The 17,512-nt window shown below is 49.2% G+C and carries 21 protein-coding genes and 1 tRNA gene; 3 read left to right on the top strand and 19 right to left on the bottom strand.

Going from position 1 to position 17,512, the window contains the following annotated elements:
* Positions 1-21: 21 nt before the first annotated feature.
* From METMI_RS25285 to METMI_RS0105040, 13 genes are all read right to left on the bottom strand, one after another.
* On the bottom strand, positions 22-396 hold the full coding sequence (locus METMI_RS25285; RefSeq protein ID WP_156829769.1) for a hypothetical protein: 375 nt from the start codon (positions 394-396) through the stop codon (positions 22-24).
* 755 nt (positions 397-1,151) lie between these two features.
* Positions 1,152-3,200, bottom strand: a complete 2,049-nt coding sequence (ligA, locus tag METMI_RS23160) for an NAD-dependent DNA ligase LigA (protein ID WP_019865178.1) — start codon at positions 3,198-3,200, stop codon at positions 1,152-1,154.
* A 130-nt stretch (positions 3,201-3,330) separates the two neighbouring features.
* On the bottom strand, positions 3,331-3,549 hold the full coding sequence (locus METMI_RS0105100; protein WP_156829768.1) for a hypothetical protein: 219 nt from the start codon (positions 3,547-3,549) through the stop codon (positions 3,331-3,333).
* A 462-nt stretch (positions 3,550-4,011) separates the two neighbouring features.
* Positions 4,012-4,950, bottom strand: a complete 939-nt coding sequence (locus METMI_RS0105095; RefSeq protein ID WP_156829767.1) for a DUF6745 domain-containing protein — start codon at positions 4,948-4,950, stop codon at positions 4,012-4,014.
* 101 nt (positions 4,951-5,051) lie between these two features.
* Positions 5,052-5,252, bottom strand: a complete 201-nt coding sequence (locus tag METMI_RS0105090) for a hypothetical protein (RefSeq protein WP_019865175.1) — start codon at positions 5,250-5,252, stop codon at positions 5,052-5,054.
* Between the two features lie 438 nt (positions 5,253-5,690).
* Positions 5,691-6,530 carry a DUF932 domain-containing protein gene (locus METMI_RS0105075; RefSeq protein ID WP_029151491.1) on the bottom strand — a complete coding sequence of 280 codons (840 nt, stop codon included), beginning with the start codon at positions 6,528-6,530 and terminating at the stop codon, positions 5,691-5,693.
* A 280-nt stretch (positions 6,531-6,810) separates the two neighbouring features.
* Positions 6,811-7,167, bottom strand: coding sequence for a hypothetical protein (locus METMI_RS0105070; RefSeq protein WP_019865171.1), 357 nt, complete (start codon positions 7,165-7,167; stop codon positions 6,811-6,813).
* Positions 7,154-7,474: a hypothetical protein gene (locus tag METMI_RS0105065; RefSeq protein ID WP_019865169.1), complete on the bottom strand. Its 321-nt coding sequence runs from the start codon at positions 7,472-7,474 to the stop codon at positions 7,154-7,156. The genes METMI_RS0105070 and METMI_RS0105065 overlap by 14 nt, the downstream gene beginning before the upstream one ends.
* Positions 7,475-7,526: 52 nt before the next feature.
* Positions 7,527-7,724: a hypothetical protein gene (locus METMI_RS0105060; RefSeq protein ID WP_019865168.1), complete on the bottom strand. Its 198-nt coding sequence runs from the start codon at positions 7,722-7,724 to the stop codon at positions 7,527-7,529.
* A 148-nt stretch (positions 7,725-7,872) separates the two neighbouring features.
* Complete coding sequence (locus tag METMI_RS0105055) at positions 7,873-8,289, bottom strand: tellurite resistance TerB family protein (protein WP_019865167.1); 417 nt, start codon at positions 8,287-8,289, stop codon at positions 7,873-7,875.
* Positions 8,290-8,561: 272 nt separating this feature from the next.
* Entirely contained in the window at positions 8,562-8,990 is a 429-nt protein-coding gene (locus tag METMI_RS0105050; RefSeq protein ID WP_019865166.1) for a hypothetical protein, read from the bottom strand.
* A gap of 82 nt (positions 8,991-9,072) precedes the next feature.
* On the bottom strand, positions 9,073-9,732 hold the full coding sequence (locus tag METMI_RS26740; protein ID WP_156829766.1) for a hypothetical protein: 660 nt from the start codon (positions 9,730-9,732) through the stop codon (positions 9,073-9,075).
* Positions 9,733-9,785: 53 nt separating this feature from the next.
* A complete protein-coding gene (locus tag METMI_RS0105040; protein ID WP_019865164.1) occupies positions 9,786-10,079 on the bottom strand; it encodes a hypothetical protein in 294 nt (97 codons plus the stop codon).
* Between METMI_RS0105040 and METMI_RS0105035 the strand changes: the two genes are divergently transcribed.
* Complete coding sequence (locus METMI_RS0105035; protein WP_019865163.1) at positions 10,078-10,548, top strand: hypothetical protein; 471 nt, start codon at positions 10,078-10,080, stop codon at positions 10,546-10,548. The genes METMI_RS0105040 and METMI_RS0105035 overlap by 2 nt on opposite strands.
* A 77-nt stretch (positions 10,549-10,625) precedes the next feature.
* Here METMI_RS0105035 and METMI_RS26735 read toward each other — a convergent pair.
* From METMI_RS26735 to METMI_RS0104995, 6 genes are all read right to left on the bottom strand, one after another.
* Positions 10,626-10,747, bottom strand: a tRNA-OTHER gene (locus METMI_RS26735).
* A gap of 18 nt (positions 10,748-10,765) precedes the next feature.
* Positions 10,766-12,367 (bottom strand): hypothetical protein, encoded by a 1,602-nt coding sequence (locus METMI_RS0105030; protein ID WP_019865162.1) that lies wholly within the window; start codon positions 12,365-12,367, stop codon positions 10,766-10,768.
* A 980-nt stretch (positions 12,368-13,347) separates the two neighbouring features.
* Entirely contained in the window at positions 13,348-13,605 is a 258-nt protein-coding gene (locus tag METMI_RS0105025; protein ID WP_019865161.1) for a hypothetical protein, read from the bottom strand.
* Between the two features lies 1 nt (position 13,606).
* Positions 13,607-13,738: a hypothetical protein gene (locus METMI_RS28115; RefSeq protein WP_019865160.1), complete on the bottom strand. Its 132-nt coding sequence runs from the start codon at positions 13,736-13,738 to the stop codon at positions 13,607-13,609.
* An 83-nt stretch (positions 13,739-13,821) separates the two neighbouring features.
* Complete coding sequence (locus METMI_RS25280) at positions 13,822-14,406, bottom strand: KilA-N domain-containing protein (RefSeq protein WP_019865159.1); 585 nt, start codon at positions 14,404-14,406, stop codon at positions 13,822-13,824.
* A gap of 875 nt (positions 14,407-15,281) precedes the next feature.
* Complete coding sequence (locus METMI_RS0104995; RefSeq protein WP_156829765.1) at positions 15,282-16,106, bottom strand: hypothetical protein; 825 nt, start codon at positions 16,104-16,106, stop codon at positions 15,282-15,284.
* A gap of 643 nt (positions 16,107-16,749) precedes the next feature.
* Here METMI_RS0104995 and METMI_RS0104990 point away from each other — a divergent pair.
* Positions 16,750-17,079 carry a hypothetical protein gene (locus METMI_RS0104990; RefSeq protein WP_029151490.1) on the top strand — a complete coding sequence of 110 codons (330 nt, stop codon included), beginning with the start codon at positions 16,750-16,752 and terminating at the stop codon, positions 17,077-17,079.
* A gap of 142 nt (positions 17,080-17,221) precedes the next feature.
* Entirely contained in the window at positions 17,222-17,506 is a 285-nt protein-coding gene (locus METMI_RS0104985; RefSeq protein ID WP_019865153.1) for a hypothetical protein, read from the top strand.
* The last annotated feature ends 6 nt before the right edge of the window (positions 17,507-17,512 follow it).

The raw sequence follows: 17,512 nt of genomic DNA, 5'->3' as shown, positions 1-17,512 counted from the left end.
GTGCGCCCATAAAATCTCCTTCTAAAGGCAGTCAACAGCCAATACCTGCTTGTTAGGCAGGAATAGGGTGTAGTTGGATTCTTGGATTGGCACCCCTCCTCGTTTAAAGGAAGTGTGGGTTTGTGGGTTGTAAGTGACACGGTCACACCCCCAGGGGCGGTTTGTTACAGGGGTGCAGTCTACAAAATACCCAGTAACACCGGCATGGACATTCTTATGTCCGGTACGTATGACGCGCTGGCGGCCTTTTTCGTTGACGACGAACTGGCAGTTGGCTAAACAGAAAAAGGTCAAGTGGGCGGTGACTTTGCGGGTAGTCTGGTCACGGACGGACCAGAGCTGTTTGTGTAAGTTCCAATACACAAACACTTTGTTTGTGGTTAATGTGGTAAACATGGCCATACCTCTATCAATCTGGGGTAGGTGTAGAGAAACCCCAAACACTAGCTCGGTATCCTGGTTGTATGCGATAAAATCCAGACCGTGCCTTTATCGTAGCATGTTCTCCTTTGGTATGTGTTATCTTAGCTCCGCGTCTACAATACAACACACCAGAAGTGTCTTTAAAAACATCCCCTGTAACTTTGTGCGTTTCTCGTATCACCACTGCATCTTCTACAGGTGTTGCCGTGGCGGGTATGCTGATGATAGGGATTAGTGCAACATCTCCTTGTCGGATAATGTCTTTGATGTCGTCGATATGACACTGCCATATTTTTGATAGTACATAATCGACACAGTATTGTGGGTTGGACATAGCTAATTTTGAACGGCATGGGCTATCTACAGCGTGTGCAAACACCTCCCCACTTTCTATCCTACCCAAAAGGTAATAATCTTTCCGTACTCTATTAAACCGCCGAGGGTGGAACTGACATTCTCGGACCTGTACAACAGCTAGTTGTTCAAGTTCGTTGAACCCATACACTGCTATGTTAATAGAGGATCCGCGATTCTTTTTGTCTGCTGCTATACCTGTCTCCCAGCAGCCCTTTCTCTCAGCGTCCATTAACAAAGTCTGGACAAATTGAGGGGGGTTAAGAATACTTCCATAGCTGTTTCTTTGTACGTCGGTCATTGGTTGTCTCCGGTATGTTGGCAACCACCTTTTGTGCTGAAAGGTGGTTGCTGTTGGTTAAATTATTTCTATATTAAGTGAGTCCCATCCCCTCAAACTCACTTTCAGTTAAAACAGACACCCCCAAGCTTTTAGCGGTATCCAGTTTGCTACCTGCCGCTTCCCCTGCCAAAACGTAGTTGGTTTTTTTGGACACAGATCCGGCTACCTTGGCTCCTAACCCTTCTAGCAGGTCTTTGAAGTGGTCGCGGGGTTTGGAAAGTGTGCCGGTGATTACCCAGGTTTGGCCTTTCAGAGGTTGTGGGCGGTCAGCAGACGCTTCTGTCCAAATTACACCCGCACGGATGATTGCGCCAATTTCGAGACGGTTGGCTGTGTTACCGAAGAACTCGACTAAGCTGGTAGCTGTCGCCGTGCCGACATCTTCCACTGTGAGAAAATCCGCCCATTCAGCTTGTCGGATGTTATCCAACGTACCAAAGTGCTTGACCAAGGCTTTGGCGGTGCTTTCTCCTACGTCCGAGATACCCAAGGCGGCGATGAAAGTGTGGAGCTTGGTTTGTTTGGAAGCTTCGATGGCCTTGATGATTTTGTCAGCCACTTTCCAAGAGCAACCTTCCACATCAGCGATGTCGATGCTATTTAAGAGGTAGATGTCTGATATGGTTTTAATTCGGCCTAATCCGTACAGCTTTTCGATTAACGAATCCCCAAGACCAACAATATTCATCCGGTCACGGGAAACGTAATACTGCATTTTGGCCACAGCCTGGGCGGAGCAGCTAAAACTATTGGTGCAGCGGATGGCAACTTGTCCGGTAATTTGTTTTACAGCAGATTTACAACAAGGGCATTCGGTTGGTTTGTTTATTGGTGGGCGATCTGCACATAATGCCAACCGTTTTCCGTTCACTTCGGTAGGTGTTATGGATGTATCCGCTGGTCTGGACACGCCAGTAATCTGTGGAATCACATCCCCAGCCCTTTGAACATACACATGGTCTCCGATGTGCACACCCAAACGAACTATCTCGTCCCAGTTATGAAGTGTGGCATTGCTGACCGTCACGCCGCCGACAAAGACAGGATCCAATCGAGCCACAGGGGTGATGACCCCCGTACGTCCTACTTGCCAATCCACGCCAAGCAGTTTAGTGGTGGCTTTTTCGGCGGGGAATTTACGGGCAACCGCCCAGTTTGGTGATCGGCCTGTGAAACCGAGTTGGCGTTGGTGTTCTAAGTTTGCCAATTTATAAACAATCCCATCTGTCTCCACAGGAAGCAAGTCCCTGAACTCTTCATGGCAGTTGTAGTTAATTTCCATGCTTTCAAATAAGCATATGGAAGTATCTTGATTTGGGATTGCAGCAAACCCCAAGTCAACCAAGCATGCCTGAATGTCCTGATATGAATTCACAAACGGAAAATACCCAAAAAATCCTGGCATATCGCCTAAACCATAGGGGATAAACTCCAGCCCACGACCAGCCGCAACTTTGGAGTCCATTTGGCGAATCGTACCTGCTGCAGCATTGCGAGGGTTGACGAAAGTTTTCTTGCCCTCTGCTTCGAGTTCAGCATTGACCCTTACAAATTCCGCCTTAGGCATAAACACTTCCCCACGCACTTCCAGCACTTCTGGAGGGTTGTCAGTATCCAATTTCAAAGGCACTGAGGGCAGTGTACGAATATTATGAGTTACATCTTCTCCAGCCTCTCCATCCCCTCTAGTTGAGGCGGTCACTAATATGCCGTTCTCATACCGCAACTCTATGGCCAACCCATCCAATTTAGGTTCACTGATAATCACCAAATCTTCTGGGAGCACCCCTAACTTTTCCGCCGCCCGCTCAAAGAATTTGACGGTATCTTCCACAGAAAATGTATTGTCCAAGGACAGCATCGGCACAGTGTGTTTAACTTTCTTGAACTCGCCAATAGGAGTTTCGCCGACCCGCTGTGTAGGTGAGTATGGAACGACCAATTCAGGCTGTTCGGTTTCCATTTGTTTGAGTTGGGCATATGCCGTGTCATATTCGTGGTCAGGGACGGTGGGGTTGTCGTCGATATGGTATTGGCGACTTAATTTGTTGACATAGTTAACCAGCTGTAGGTAGGTCATTGTTTTCTCCGGTTTTAAAATAAGCCGCCAGTGCTGTGGCGGCTGTTATTCTTGAATGTCAGTTGGGTCTGTGGTGTACACGTCCGGCGGGTTTTGGCTATTTGGATAGCTTGGGCAGGGGTTGGAGTGCTCATAATGGAAGCTCCAACACTGTGGTTATGATTTCTTCCGCTGAACTTCTAACCAGTTCAGACACCTGTAAAACTGTCAGGTCATCGAAACCGTTAAATGACTCGATGTCCGGGTAGTTCTCTTCTAACCAATCGGAAAAAAAGGTGTCGGTTTCGACACAGTTGCAGATGTCGTTAATGAAACAGTCCTTCAGCTCTTCCGAGTGTAGTGGACTCATATCAATGACAGGGATACTAGCGGCGGCGTGCCACGCCCGGCGGCGTGCACAGGTTTCATCTATGGTAATCATTGTAGGTCTCCGGTGAGTGCCCCAACCTCAAGTGCTGTTGAAGTTGGGGTTGTTAAGAGGTATTAATCTTCGACGCGCCGCCAACCTTGTGGCGTGTATTCGCGTTGGCGGCGGATCTCGTAGACTCCAGCAGGGATCTGGATGGCTTCGTGGGTGTCAAATGTCCGTAGGTGTTCGAGTATGGTTTCAACTTAATCGCACGATTCAACCACTTTTAAGTAACTAATCATTAGGTCGCCTGTGGTGAATAAGGTGACGTTTGGATTATCTGCAATAACATGATTGTGGCCAGTTTCCCATCTTTTGGTTCAATTTTCGTTAAACCTTCCGGTAATTTTTAAATTCGACGAATTAATAAATCGCCTTGGGCTGCCATTTGTGTAAATGTTTTCATGTTCTAACCTCTACTATATAGTTGTTGATTTGGTCATCCAGACCGTATGTCCAGGCGGACGCTTGCATGGCGGTTTTCATCTCTGGCGGAACAGGTAAACAAAAATGTCTCCCTGTGCCGCAAAGCACCTTCAAGAATTTTTCGGCCCCTGAGTCAGGCAAATCCACCTCCAACAATTGCCCAATCATGGGATCACTATCCGTATCAATAACTGTTGGGTTCAATTGTGATAACACTTTATCCCAACCTATTATTTCAGCGGCGCACCGGCGTTGTTCCACATTCTCCCATGTCAAGGCAGTCACTGGATCAATACTCCCTTTGTCCATAATCCAATTTTCAGGAACGGTCACTCCATGCCAATAATACAATGACCATCCGTCACGGTATTGTATCGCTGGAGTGTTTTCTGAGTGCAATCTTCCTTCATTATCAAGTTTTAATAAGCATGGTTTTTGTGACACAACGAATACATCCGAATGCCACCATGTCCACCCTGGAATAGTGCTAAGTTTTTCCAGGATATCCAATCTGTCTATCTCAATCCCGCAAATATCCCTGAAAAACGTTGCAAACGCCGGAAATCCTGAATAGATATTAGACAGGTAGTAATTATTAAAACTGTCCTGTAATAACTTTTGTAAGCTATCACTCCCGACAGAGGCCGGGACAGAGTCCAGGACAGAGGCCCGGACAGAGGCCCGGACAGAGTCCAGGACAGAGTCCTGGACAGAGTCAGGGAAGTTACTTATAATTAAATATCCAATAACCCCCGCGTAGTGTGCAGCCAAAGGGCTATCGACTTTTATTGATAATTTTGGTTTTGGTTGCCCTGCCAACTCATATGCCTTATGGGCGTATAAAATAGCTTCGTCTAGGTCTGATTTTTCTGTTGAAAGTCCGATTTGTACCCATTTGTCAGCCCATTTAGGCATGGCCTCCATTTGTTCTGGGGGTTAGCTTTTCAATTTTTGGCATTTTTACCTCCACCTTATATATATGTGTGAACAACATGTAAAAGTCGTTCTGCTGTTTATTAATCCCAGATGGCCACAGCCAGTTGCGGCTCTCCGGGGTCTTCCGATAATGCCTCCACAGCCGCCAAATACGCTTCCTCAGGTGTGGTACCGGTACCTGAAATCGTCACCGTGAATTCAAATTGCGATTCCACATCCCGTAGCTTGTTGATGATGCCCTGGGCTTCGGCTATGTATTCGTCATCGTAATTTTCTTGCAACAGTAGATGGCACTACTACAACCCCTGACGAAACAACGCAGATTATCGGCTCCCCACTTTGGCGGCCTGATCGAACTTCCCACTCTCCGGGATGTATGTCTCCTAATAATTCTTTTAATGCATGGATCTCATCAGCCATTGCTGCCCCCTTTAGTAAAAAATTTGTAACAAGCCCAGCCAATGAAACCCACTTTGGCGGCGGTAAACACGGTGGCGGTCACGCCCATCAAAAACAGTAAAATATCCATCACATGCTCCTAATCTTGTCGATCATAGTCACCGGCTGCGGTATGGCCTCACACCGCACCCACTTGTCCCAATGTTGGGTCTTCAAGATGTTTTCGGCCTCGTCCTTTGTCATAGGACGACTGGAAACTTTCTTGATGATCCTGCCTGTTACCCTATCTTCTATGCAAGGGTAGTAGAGGACTTCCACGGTCATGCCGCCTCCAGTTGCTTGTGTTTCAGGCCAGTCATGCTTTCCGCCAACATCCACAAGGCCTGGTTCAGCTTTGTGGCTTCCGGGATGTTGTTCATGGCACGGGTGGTCGTGCGCTTACCGGCCTTGGTTTTGGCTGGCACCCCGCCACGGATCAGGCTTTCCTGCACCACGTTAAAGGTGTTCCACAGGGATGGTTCGCGTTGCGCCATCCGGCGGGTTGATAGCAGGAGACTGGGTTCGAACGGTTCGTCCCCTTGGTCATAGCGGAGGGCCATGGCGCTGTTGGCAAATGCCCGGCGCTCGTAATCCGACAAGGTTATTGACTTCATCTCATCCTTGCTTTGGTCAACCTTCTCGAACTCCTGCAAAATGGTGTAGGAACCTTCAATGACGCCTTCCACAATATTGCCACGGTGTGGCACCCGGATATTGGACACAAGATCCCCGATAAACAGGCCGTTGGCGCAGACGAAATTCAGGACGCCGGCCATCATTTGGTAGGAGCTTGTACCGTCATGGGAGTTTAAGAGGACAACCTCATTGACGTCTGTCTTGCCGATATGGTCGGCATGGCGTAAGCGGACGATGTGGCGGGTAAAATCGGTACGGGTTTCATCCCGTGTCCCGGACTGCGCCACATAGAACGGCTGGAAGCCTTCTTTACGTAACCTGTCTATGACCTGGATGGTAGGCACATAGGTGTACCCCTTAGAACGGGACTCATGCTTATCAGCCGCCAAGATACTGGGGGCGTATTTCATGATCGGGTCGTCGGTGATGGGGTGTATTGATTGGAGTGAGCTGGTCACCTTCATTGAGCGTGCGTATCTTTTCATGGTTTTGTCTCCGGTTTTGGTTGTGTGCTACCCCTGTGCTGAGGGGTTTTGATTACATTAATTCGCTTAATAAAGCGTGGTGAAGATAATTCACTCGGTCAGGGTTTACCTCTACTTTTCGAGTTCCGAATATGAAACTGCCGCCAGGGTGGTCTATAAGAAACCCATCCCTGTCATTACAATCTTCGGTGTCATAGTCCTGTACAAATACGGTGACGTTGTCGCTATCTGACAACACCCCCCTGGACTACACCCCCTTCCACAACTACTACAATTTTTGTCATGTTAGGTCTCCCACATCTATACCGTACTTGGCCAGCGCAGCTTTGCGGATGTTAATTTGTTGGTGCAAGAGCGCAACAATGTTGTGTCCAGAAACAGGGACCCCTAACGCTTTACTGGATGGTGAGTTTTCGTAGTAAACAATTAATGATATGGTGGCCTTTTTAACACCAGGACTTGAAACTTCTTCCAAGCACCGTCGCAGTTGCAACATCTCTGCGTTAATTACACTTATCTCTGCCAGGTCTTTTAAAGACAGACGAATCTGCATAGGGTTCTTATAATCCTGTTCCACCACTCCGCTCATACCAAAAGTTGGATTAGGTGCCCGTCTATCTTCATCAAATTCCTGCATGGCTACCACCAATATACTGTCGTGCGAATGTTTCGGCGATGTACTTCTTCGCCCCTTTGTGGTCTTGACCGGCCACCAAAACTTCCACGCCGTGAAACGTGGCGCGGAGTTTAACTGGCCAGTTACGGTTGTGGTACTGGACTGACAACACCACATGCAGCTGGTTGGCAGACAGAAGGCGGATATTTTTTAAATCCGTGCCTGTCGTCGCTGGGAGCAACAGCTCTATTATTTGCTTCTTGGAATCGGTAGAGCCGGTGGCCTTCCAAGAACTGTACAGCTTTACGAGTTCCGATAATTTCCCCATAACTGTCTCCGGTTAACAGTCCAAAGCAGGTGCTGCTGCGATGGCTGTCTGGTTATTGGCAGGTTCTTATGCTGCCGTCTGTGTTATAGGCGGCAGTGATGCCGCCCCGTCGTGTTTCCAAATAGGTGACACCCCCTTGGCAAGTCTCTTGGGTGGTTTTGATATTCCCAGAAGCTGGGTAGCCGTGCGTGGCTGCTAGCCATGTCACATAGACGGCCACAGCCAGTAAGGCGATTTTAACGATGGTCATACTTATCCCCTAGGTTGTGTCCATCCCTGGACGTTAAAGTCATTTGAATTTCAAGGCAATAAAGTCCCGTATCCGGTTAAGGCGTGTCGCGATGAAATAAATCCCTACACACGCCAGCAGGAACTCAGCCGATGCAATGACCCACATATCAGGCCAAACCGTATTCTTCTAAGGATTGGCCAAGGATGTCGGCCAGTTCTTTGATCACGGCCAGCTCTTTGGCATCAACCTCGCCATCGGCCTTTGCTACGGACAACACATTCAGGAACACTTCAGTGCAGTGGTCTGGAGTATCGGAAACCTGGCGGATTTCTTTGACCAAACGGGACTTACCTAAGTCAAAGTCTGCATCCAACTGCTTTTCATAAGCAGTCTGCACCGATGTGATTTCGCTTTTGAACACGTCGAGGGACGGGTTGTTTTTCAACAATTTGCCGATCTTTTCGCGCTCGGCCTTGCCGATGTCACCGCCTGCGGCGGCAACCAGCAACACCCCTGCAACGACGGCCTCAAAGAGCTGTCGGTTTTGTAATTTCTTGCCATTTTTGAGTAAGTTTTTGAACATTAGTTTTCTGTCTCCGGTTAGCGATTAAAAGTAACGCTACAGGCCATCAGCCAGTTTTTGTCCCAGTTCTTCAATCTCGTCCTCGTCTAGGAACGCGGCAGCACATCTTTTAAAATCTGCCCAGTTTCCCCCTAGAAAAGAGTTGATGGCTTGTTGTTCTGATTCGGTTAATTACATAAATATCTCCTATGTTAAGTTATCGGTGTTTCCCACCCCATAACCCACTCGAACAAATGAATGGGTTATAGGCTGGTCAGGAGACCGGCAAGGCCTTACTTTTTGATTTTTGGCAACGGGAACGGCAGTGATGTGTCGCACTTCCCATCCTGGGACGCATAGCTTCGCTGCTTGAAGTCCACGTCCGCCATGCAACCGATGGCTTCCGAAACAGTGGAGCATTTCAAGGCTGTCACCGATTTTGTATTCCCTGCAACCAATGTCAGGTCAATACTGGCCCAGCCGTCACCTTGCGGGCAGTTGTCTTTCTGCGCGGAATCACCACGGGCGGAAACCGAGTATTCGGCGTATTCGGGATGCGTGGCGCGGAAAGAGGCGGCATTGTAGGTGGAGTTGTCGTTGGCCTGCATACGGGCGGACTCAAGCGTGGCGAAATCGACGCTGGGGCTGGGGTTGCCGCAGGCCGCGAGAAACAGGGTTACGGCGGTGATTAAAATACAGAGGATGTTGTGGGTTCGTTTCATAAGTTTGTCTCCGGTTTGTTAAATTGAAATGGTGGCTAATCCACCCCACAAACCCCTCGTGCCGGAAGGGTTTGTAGGCTGATTAGCTGGCGGCTGCCTCCAACTCGGCGTAAGTCGTGCGGCCATCCGCTTCGTCAACCGTCACTAGCTCCCAATCTTTTTCGGTTTCTAAGAGATTGGTGGGATTACCTACATGGGTGCAGGACGAACAGGGTGGGTTCAAGTGGCAGCTGCATCCGCGTCCGTTTTTATTGAATTTCAGATATTGGGTTTCTGCTTCTTCAGTTAGCACCTTGACTTTCCGCCGGTCCCAGTCCTTTGTTACAGCAACATCTAAGACGGCTATTGCGATAATCGCCGCCACCGCCGAATCCCACCCGCCCAACGCCTTTCCCACTTCCCGGATAAAACTGCCATGCTTGTCAAAATCCACCCCCAACTTGGCCAATATGCCGACCAGGACCTTATATGCGACTTCGGCATAAAGGGACCTTGAGACCGTGGCGGCCAACAGCAGGGAGCGGTTTATAAGTGCGGAAGGTTGCTGGCGATTGATCCCAATAGCCTGGTCCAGGTTTTTTCGGATAAACGGTTCCGTGAACGCCTTCAGTTCCTCGCAGGAATATAAGGCCGCTTCAAGGTCTTTACGGTCTGTCGTTATCGGGCCAAAGTCCAACATCTGTACGCAAGCGCAGATGATTGTCTTGACGAGGTTTCCCTCGTTGATGGGGATTTGTCGCATGGGTGTCTCCGGTCTTTAAACAAAGGGAGCCATCCGTGGCGGGGAATAAGGGACTACTTGCCTGCGTCCCTGTTTGAAGCGATGTGGATGCGGTTGCCGACGAGGACACCGAAAAAGGTGACGATTTCGGTGGTGTTGCTTACCAAGTCGGGCGGCACGTCCAGCTGGATATCGAACCATGAGCAGATTAGTTTGGCGGCCAGGACGAACAGGTTGAGGATGACCACCAATGCACAGGTAAGGCTTGCCCGGTCCGCCCAGATGTTCGGGTCCTCAAGCTGTTTCTCCGCCTGCTGCGCTTCGGTGATCTTACGCACCAATTCTGCCGCCGCACTGATCCTATCCATGGCCACTATCCTTATTTTAAAATTTCCAAGTGTGCTGCCTTGGCCTGCTTTGCTGGGAACAAAGCCAGAAACCTCTCGCAACGGGAAGGTTCTGGGTTTGTTCGGGCCTGCGGCAATTGGAACCCAACAACCACAAGCCCAAACCAAAATATGTGAACCACCACGCAACAACTACGAAAACCGTGGCGGGGTAAATATTACCCATTTGACTTATATTGAAAATACACCATCGTCGTTATATACTTTTTGTTATTTATTACAAAATGTAGTATTTATTATGGTACACATCAAAAAACCAACTGTTGTGCCCACTAACGTGGAGGCCGCGCTAGCGAAAGCGGTGGAGGCGTGGGTGTCCGGGGATAAAAAATATTTCGAGGATTTGGATAAATCCTCGGAAATTGCAGAAGGGAGGAGAAATTTGCTGGTGGTGTTGGAGGGGGGCAAGGGCCTGCTTAAAAGGCATTGAGGTTGGATCTTGGTAAAAAATCGAATGCACCCAGAATCCATCCGCAACAGGCCTACATCTCCGGTTATATTTAAAAATGGCCGCGACAGGGTTCGAACCTGCGTTTCGGCGGTCTGGTGTCCTAGGCCGCTAGACGATTAAGTCGGATTCGAACCGACGTTTCCAAGTACCCATGCCCTAACCACTAGACGACGCGGCCATTTCTAAATATAGCGCTTCACCCCACCCCCTCCAAGACAACAAACGTATGGGACCCGTCAACCAGCAACGGCGCCCCGTCGAAAACGGTGTAATCGTAGCCTTTTATGGGGTCGTCGTACAGGTCGCACGGCACCATGTCCGGCCTCGGTGCCACCACCCCTTCCGGCCACATGGCCATGTTCCGGCCATAGTTCGTGGCGGCAACCAAGGAGTCCAATATCCCCTGGTACTTGTCGGATTCCCTGATTTCTGCAGGGATGAACAGAGGGTCCAAGTCGATCAGGGTTTCGTGTTCGTAGTGATCCAAAGTCGCCCAATATTGGTAGGTGTTGTAATCCAGCCCCTGCCTGTCCGCATAATCCAGCAATGGCTTAAGCGAAGCGGCCACTTGTTCGTTGCCCCGTGAATGCAAGTGGCACAGCAACGGGTGCCTATGCAGCTGCGACAGCGGCAGGGGGTTAAGCCCCCACTCGGACAGCTTTTCCAACAGGCTGTCGCAGAGGTCGGTGTTCCTGCCCACAAACGACGCCTTGAACTTACGGCACAGGGCGGACAGAAAATAGACGTGCTGCGCCCGGTTCAACGTCCTGAAATCGCTGATCTGCAACACGCACCGGAACCCTATGTCGAAAAACGCAAAGTTCAGGAACTTGACAAACCCGTCCTGGGTGCCTGACGGCCCGTCAAGACGGTCTATGGCCTGTTTGTTATGCATCAGGCACAGGTATTCGTTCTGGGACTTCAGGAAGCGGCGGTCTACCACCTCATTGACATGTGCCTTCGACGACCGGCAGAACTCTTGGGTGTAGGCAGGGGCTTCAAGTTCCATTTCCTCCTCTTCGGTGAGGGTGTCGGCGTTGTCCGTTGGCGTGAACGGGTCTGGCTCCCTGCCGTCCTTGAACGCGTCAATGATGTAGCGGGTTTTGATGTAAGGTTCCCACCACTCCTCCTGGTGTTTGGTTGCAGTTTTGTAAGGCAATTCCTTTTTGATTTCCGGTACGGGGGCGGACAGGCCTGTCTCATCCAGCAGGGCGAAATGCCACGCCAACAGCTCCGGCGTCGGCTCGTCGGCCTGGCACATCATCAGCAGCTGGGCGGACCGGTAGTTGTCCCCGATTAAAGGGTCGTCGAGGTTGTTCGCCTTTAGCCAATCCATGACAACCTTCAGGGCGGGCGTGGACGGGTTTACGCCTGGGACTGGGTTTAGTTTGGGTTTTGGGCGCTTGGCAGGCAGAGACTTATCGGTCGTGATGAATTCCCCAGGCGGCGGGGTCCCGTGCTTTTGTGACAGGTATGCCGCCATCCGCATGGACAGGTGTTCCTCGACCTGCGGCATCACCAAGTCCATCGCCTCCAGCACCCACATCCTGCACAAGCGCGGCAGACCCATCTCCATCGGCATCTCTTCCGTGCTTTGGTAGCTCAGGCCATAAATGACCTGGGCATCCGTGACCGGGCTGTTCCGGCGTCGTCTTTTTTGGTACCGGTCACGGATCACAAATTCAGCCCGTTGGGGGTCTTCCGGGGAGACAATGGCGGCCCACTCCATAATGTTACGGGTATGTCCGTTTGCCGTCAGCAGGATGGAAGGTGCTCTTCCTTTAAAAGTTTTTGACATATTTCAATACCTTTTTAAGACTCTATAAAACTGTGATTATACATTATTAGAGCTATAACAGTGAAACACTTATAAATGAACAATAATATAGCACTAATAATATGTCCGTCATTAGTGCTAAAATAGTGGTCACTACTAGAAACCTATACAGAAAGCTACATCTCTTCGTTTTTGACATTTTGTAGCTTGCGTTTTGCAAGTGTATAAAACGAAGAGATGTCGCTTTCCGGGGTTTTCATAATAGTGACTACTACTTTAGCACTAATGAAACACCTGTTTTTTGGGGTTTTCATTAGTGTTTTACTATTTTAACACTAATAATAAGCAGAAAAAGTGTGTTTTTCAAGGTGTAAAATTGCATCTTTTTCTTGACATAATACCCAAAAATTGGTAAACTGCGCATGCAGTTTACTGAATTTGGCCTCGGAAAGGGTACTTTACGGGGCTTTTTTATGCCTTGCGGGTGGTGTTTTCGTGGGCGTTTTTGGCAGATTTATTGTTGTTTGTTTGGTTTACAATAAATGTTAAAGGTGGGGTTTTGGGTGGGTTTTGGTTTTTTATGGCGCTGTCGGTTGATAATCCGCTGGCATTATTAGTGTTTTTGTCGATTTCCTTTGTTAGAGTCCCTATATCTCAGTTTTTCAGGGTGAGGGTTATATAGTTGAGGTAACAACAAAATCGCAACCCCGACCCCTATGAAAAAAATACATAGGGCCACTAACAAAGCAAAATGACAAAAAACACTAATAAACAATAAAAATATACTAAATAATAGTTATATTAGTATTTATAGTTGATCTTTATCTTCTGTAAGTTACATTTTGTTGATTTCTACAGAAAGTAGTTTATACTTTTCACTGCTTGACAACAGTGTCGGGGTCCCGTCTCTGGTGCCCGAACACTGCAAAGCTGGGAGTTTCCGCAGAGGCAGCCCCTACCCGTGCTGGGTGTACGCTGCTACCAACCTGCGGAAACAAACACTACCGCTTGGCCCTGTTGTCCCACCCGAACGCCCGCTCCTCACCAGTCGCCAGCATAACCGCCTTTAAACGCCGTTTTTCGGCCATTTCAGCCACTTTAGCCACTTGCCCTTCTGTCAGCCCCAGGTCACGCAGGACGTGCTTGAACTCACCCCTAAGCCACCCGTACTGGAACCCCAGCGCCCTTGGCCCCGCCTGCCCTGCGGCCACGTCGTCGCACGCCTCCACCAGCGCCTCTATCTCTTCATAAGCCCCCATGTCAGCCCCCGACAAACGCCAGCGCCATCACCGACGCGATGAAAACGATGCTGAAGAAATACAGGGCTGCCTTCAGGCGGTTTTCAGCCCTCAGCACTTTCAGCTCATCGTTAGGGATCGCCATTCTTTTCATAAGGTTACCTCCGCTACTGCCTATATGGCAGGCATAAAAAGCCCCGTGGCCTATTGGCGCCGGGGCTAAGGCACAGTGACAGGCTACTTTCTGCCCATCTGCCGTATGGTTTCATGCAACAGGTTGATTTGTTTGCGTAATTCTTCGACGACAATGAGTTTGCTGTGGGCAAAGTTATAATTTCCCTGTGACAGCGCCAATATCCGCCGGTATTCCATATCATGCCTGTCGGTCCGCTCCGTCATTGACACCAGCGCCCGCTGCAGCGCGGCCACGTTATCGCCACATTCATCAGGGACTACCGTCCCCGCCTGTATCAAAGCGTCGTAAGCCCTTAATACGTGGAGGAAAAACACCGGCGACACCCACGTCGCGTAAGCATAGACCAGCTCCCTGCAGACGAAGGTGCCTTGTTGGGAACTGACCCCACCTTGAATAACTGTAAGTATTTGATTTTGTTCCGTTGCTCGAATATGAGAAACGGCTGAAATCAATGACTTAGCGTTTCCGGCCTCCGCCTCCAAAACGGCCACCAGTTCGATGGCCTGTTGGGTGCGCAGCCAGTTGGCAGGTTTGTGGCGTTCCTCGCCCCCGCCGGCCTTGTGCAAATCGTTCAGGCAATAAAGGCCGTCCGCCTCCGTGATGCCTACATTTCTGATAGTTAACATAGTTTTTTCCTTTGTCTCATAAAAAAGGGCGCAGGTGCGCCCAGGGTATGCCGTCCCCAATCTATTCCCGCAAACCCCCACTGAGGCAGGCGGCGTGCTGGCAGGTGCTTTTGAAACACCTTCCTTGCGGTATTGACACGGCGCCCCCGCCATACATGGCGGGGTTTTTGAATGTTACATTTGGTCGTTTACAACATTTTGTTGACTTACATAAAAACCTCCGTTACTATTTGCCCGCATCTAAAAATCGGTGTCTCCGGTTGAAAGTGCAGGGCCTCCGCCCTTACGGACGCGACCTCTGCCCGTGCTGGGACATGTTGCTACCTATGACGTAAGGGAAGGCGGGGTTCTTTCCAGTTATTTTCCCCACCCCCTGACCGTCAAAAACGCCAGCCAAAACAGCACCGCCACCGCAAGGTGGACAATTTCATACAGTTCCATAAAATCACCTGCTAAATTTCGGGCGTAAAAACGCCAGGTTGGAAGATTCTTTCACGCGCCTAACCGTAAAGCTCTTCCAGCAAATCCTGCATGGCGGGCACGTCGGACAAGGCCGGGTCAGGCATTTCATCGGCCAGTGTTTCCAGATATTCAATAATCGCTTCTGACATAAATAATTCCTTGGTTGGAAAATTTCCTCACGCGCTAACGTGAGGGGATCTGTTTTGTCTGTGCGGCAGGCCATACAAACGCCAGCCGCAGCACGGGAGGGCGTTGGCGTTGGCGTTATGTGCGGGCACAAAAAAGCCGCCTAGGCAGGGTGTGCGCACGGCGGCTTTTAGGGAAGCACAAAAACCCGTGCTATCCGAAGATGGCACGGGGTGGGCTGAGGTTGCCCGCGCCATATCCAATGGCGCGGCATGTTATGTGGCGGTTTAGCTGTTTGCCGCTCTTTTTATGTCGCTTTCTAATGCCAGCAAGGTTTTTAGTTCTGCATTCTCGTTTTGCAGCTCTGTTACCAAACCTAATAATTCACGGTTTTTAGTGGTCAGTGTGGCGTTTTCTTGCTTGGTGGCTATAAACTCAGCTTCCATAGCGTGCAGGCGTGCAAGCTCCTTTTCTTGCTCTTCAATCTTGAATGATTGTTTATCGGCTTGCACCTTCAAGGTGTCAAGCTGTTTCAATTCAGCTTCCAATTGTTCAGCTTTGGCTAAGGTGTCACCAGCTTTGGCAAGCTTGCTTTCAGCAAGGCGTTTATCTTTTAACGCCTTTTCTTTGTTTTGGCGTTCTGTTTCCGCCAGTGCCTTGTATTGGTCGGCTTGGTTTGCCTTATCTTGCAAGGTTTCGCGTTTTTTCTCGCTGGAAGCCGCATTGCTTGCCTTGTCCTGTTCTTTTTTGCTATCACGCGCCTTAAGTTCCTGAGCTGTTAATAGTAGTGCCGCGTCACGCTTGCCTAGGACAATCTGTCCTAGTTTATTTGATGTAAACTTATGGGGAATTCTACCCTCACAAACAGACACCCATTCTTTTAAAAGGCCTTTTTCAGATTTTAACGCGTCGGCCATAGCAGCGGCACGGTCAAATTTTCCTTGATACTTTTCATCGTTGCTGTTTGCCAGTGCAATAATGTCGGCCAACAATGCGGGCATTTCGGCAATAATAGCGGCTTTCTTTTTTGTGATTGTACCTAGTTGGGTACGGTATCCTTTGATTCTAGTATCAACGGCTTTAGCAGTGTTTTGTATGTCAGTAGTTTTCATGGTTGCACCTTTGCCCATTGTGGGCGGTATGGTTAAGGCAAATATTTGCCTGTTTTGGGTTTTGTACCTGTTGCGTCATTACCCTATTGTGTAAGATAATCACGCAACGGTTTATAAGACTCTATGGGCAAGTGTCCTACATTGCTGGTATGGCTACACTTTGCTAGTGTGTAGCTGATTTACTTCGTTATGGCATGGCATAGGCACGGTTAAACCGTAACTTATGGCGGTACTATAATGAGGCAATCACCTGCTTAGGTCACAGTGCCTAAGCCTATCTGATAAGAGCGGGTAGGGCGATGTGTCGCAACATGCAACCCTTACGGCAAATAATAAAGCACATGCCGTGCCACATTGTGATTTACCTTATAAATCAATGACTTAGCTCTAACGCCACCCTCAGCGGCTTACCCTGATGTGACAAAAGTGTTATACAAAATTGTCACATTGTGACAAAAATTGTCACATGGGGTGTGAGGAGGGTTGCCATGCCGCCAACCCCGGCCATCCCGATTACACCGGGGGTTTGGGGAGGTGCAGTAGGTCCCTCGGACAATTTTTTACGATTTTCCAGCCAGGGGTTGACATCTGAGACAAATTTTGACAGTATTTGAGAAACTTCAATAACTGGTTCGGAACCGAAATGGAAACGCAAAAATCTTTGGCAATAGCCACCGGGGTTAACCCATCCACGTTTAGGACGAGAGTGCAGCGCACCGGGTCGGTGGAGTCGGCATTGGCGTTTTCCCCTAAATTGACATTAAACTTCCCAATAAACGGCATTGACCTTACCTTGGACGAGTGGTGCCATTATTTAGGTGTATCACACCAAGCCATATACAAAACAGCCCGTAAACGTAACCTGACCTCGCTCCAGGAACTCCAACGCCGGTTCAAAGAACAACCACAACTGTTCCCTTCTCATCTGCTCAACCCTAAACATCTTCGCTATTCTGAAGTAAAAGCCAAATAACCCAGAGGCTACTATGAGTTTCAGTAAGATACGCAAGGAGCTTAAAGCGTTAGCATAGACCCTATACAAAGTAGTTAAGGCTAACAATCTTCGTGGACTCACAACAGCTGACGGCATACCTCACCCATGTGTACAGGAAGTTGTGTATTCTTGGTTTGCTGTAGTGGCTCCAAATACCAAATTTACAGATGGTCACGTAGTTGAGGTTTTGGATTATCTGACCACCCGGATTGAAGAAGAAGCAAACCCAACCAAAAGCCATATGGCAAGTTTACAGATGGAAGATGAAGAATTTGACGTTAGACGGAATGTCGCCAATGTTGGGTATTACCAGAGGGGACGGGATTACCAATGGGAGCGGGACGATTTAGAGCCTGGACATTGGGAAGATCACATATCTACGCCGGACTGGCGCATGGATGATTAAACACAC

The sequence above is a fragment of the Methylovulum miyakonense HT12 genome, assembly GCF_000384075.1.
Lineage (GTDB): Bacteria > Pseudomonadota > Gammaproteobacteria > Methylococcales > Methylomonadaceae > Methylovulum > Methylovulum miyakonense.
The sequence above is the reverse complement of the archived record's forward strand: the minus strand, read 5'-3'. Positions and strand labels throughout refer to the sequence as shown.

Bases quoted from the DNA above. Each gene is read 5' to 3' on its own strand.
- METMI_RS0104995 (WP_156829765.1), bottom strand. From the start codon at position 16,106: ATGAAAACTACTGACATACAAAACACTGCTAAAGCCGTTGATACTAGA.
- METMI_RS26740 (WP_156829766.1), bottom strand. From the start codon at position 9,732: ATGCGACAAATCCCCATCAACGAGGGAAACCTCGTCAAGACAATCATC.
- METMI_RS0105100 (WP_156829768.1), bottom strand. From the start codon at position 3,549: ATGAGTCCACTACACTCGGAAGAGCTGAAGGACTGTTTCATTAACGAC.
- METMI_RS0105055 (WP_019865167.1), bottom strand. From the start codon at position 8,289: ATGTTCAAAAACTTACTCAAAAATGGCAAGAAATTACAAAACCGACAG.
- METMI_RS0105060 (WP_019865168.1), bottom strand. From the start codon at position 7,724: ATGACCATCGTTAAAATCGCCTTACTGGCTGTGGCCGTCTATGTGACA.
- METMI_RS0105075 (WP_029151491.1), bottom strand. From the start codon at position 6,530: ATGAAAAGATACGCACGCTCAATGAAGGTGACCAGCTCACTCCAATCA.
- METMI_RS0105065 (WP_019865169.1), bottom strand. From the start codon at position 7,474: ATGGGGAAATTATCGGAACTCGTAAAGCTGTACAGTTCTTGGAAGGCC.
- METMI_RS25280 (WP_019865159.1), bottom strand. From the start codon at position 14,406: ATGTTAACTATCAGAAATGTAGGCATCACGGAGGCGGACGGCCTTTAT.
- METMI_RS25285 (WP_156829769.1), bottom strand. From the start codon at position 396: ATGTTTACCACATTAACCACAAACAAAGTGTTTGTGTATTGGAACTTA.
- METMI_RS0105070 (WP_019865171.1), bottom strand. From the start codon at position 7,167: ATGCAGGAATTTGATGAAGATAGACGGGCACCTAATCCAACTTTTGGT.
- METMI_RS0105025 (WP_019865161.1), bottom strand. From the start codon at position 13,605: ATGGGGGCTTATGAAGAGATAGAGGCGCTGGTGGAGGCGTGCGACGAC.
- ligA (WP_019865178.1), bottom strand. From the start codon at position 3,200: ATGACCTACCTACAGCTGGTTAACTATGTCAACAAATTAAGTCGCCAA.
- METMI_RS0104990 (WP_029151490.1), top strand. From the start codon at position 16,750: ATGGAAACGCAAAAATCTTTGGCAATAGCCACCGGGGTTAACCCATCC.
- METMI_RS0105040 (WP_019865164.1), bottom strand. From the start codon at position 10,079: ATGGATAGGATCAGTGCGGCGGCAGAATTGGTGCGTAAGATCACCGAA.
- METMI_RS0105035 (WP_019865163.1), top strand. From the start codon at position 10,078: ATGGCCACTATCCTTATTTTAAAATTTCCAAGTGTGCTGCCTTGGCCT.
- METMI_RS0105030 (WP_019865162.1), bottom strand. From the start codon at position 12,367: ATGTCAAAAACTTTTAAAGGAAGAGCACCTTCCATCCTGCTGACGGCA.
- METMI_RS0105050 (WP_019865166.1), bottom strand. From the start codon at position 8,990: ATGAAACGAACCCACAACATCCTCTGTATTTTAATCACCGCCGTAACC.
- METMI_RS0105095 (WP_156829767.1), bottom strand. From the start codon at position 4,950: ATGCCTAAATGGGCTGACAAATGGGTACAAATCGGACTTTCAACAGAA.
- METMI_RS28115 (WP_019865160.1), bottom strand. From the start codon at position 13,738: ATGAAAAGAATGGCGATCCCTAACGATGAGCTGAAAGTGCTGAGGGCT.